1 pseudogene is annotated in these 845 nt (G+C 34.9%); it reads right to left on the reverse strand.

The window, feature by feature from the left end:
- Nucleotides 1-845: pseudogene (locus tag Q0910_RS28500) on the reverse strand (SusC/RagA family protein); the annotation flags it as partial.

Below are 845 nucleotides of genomic sequence, written 5' to 3' on the forward strand. Positions count from 1 at the left end.
GATGGGAAGATTGCATATTTTTCATTTTTAGCAAAATTCGATGAACCATCTCTTCTTACAGTAGCTGTTAGTAAATATTTGTCGTCATAATCAAAATTTAGCCTACCGAATTGAGATTGGATTTCTATTTCGGAAAAAGACGAGGTAGGTATTAATTGAGTAGAACCTGTTTGCAAAGCGTGGTATGAAAAAGAATCTGAAGTAAATCCTTCAGCTCCTGCTGAGAATCTATCTGTAGAATTTTTTTGATATGAGTATCCAGCTAATAAGGTTAGATTTCCTTTTCCTATTTCTGCCTTATAGGTTAAGTAATTCTCACTTAATATACTTGTGCTCTTAGAATTTGTTATGGTTGCTCTTCCTCCTGTACCATCTCCAGCCGTAGTGATGAGCGTTGAAGGACTAAAGGTTCCTTGAGTCCCATTAATAGTACTGAAACCAAATGTGGTTTTGAAAGTAAGATTTTCGAAAATGTCATAATTAGCATATAAATTTGCTCTATAATTATCTGTCTTTGTCTCATCGATACCTTCCGTAGCAATTGCAAATGGGTTATCGACATTATCACCAACAGAGTTAATTGTATTTAAACCATTAGCATCTTGTACTCCAAGATCTGGTGCAAATCGAAAGAGTAATGAAACAACGTCATCTCCACCACCATTTACCGTGGAACCAGTTGATTGAGTAGGAACTCCATCTTTGTTTCCTCTACTACCAAAAAGATTAGCACCTAGTTTTAACTTATTGGTTACCTGCGCATCAATATTTGACAAGAAAGAAACTCTTTCGAATTCAGAATTTATAATAACACCTTCTTGTTTAAAATAGGTAGCAGAAGCATA

Origin of the sequence: uncultured Aquimarina sp., assembly GCF_947495315.1 — a bacterium.
Classification (GTDB): Bacteria; Bacteroidota; Bacteroidia; order Flavobacteriales; family Flavobacteriaceae; genus Aquimarina.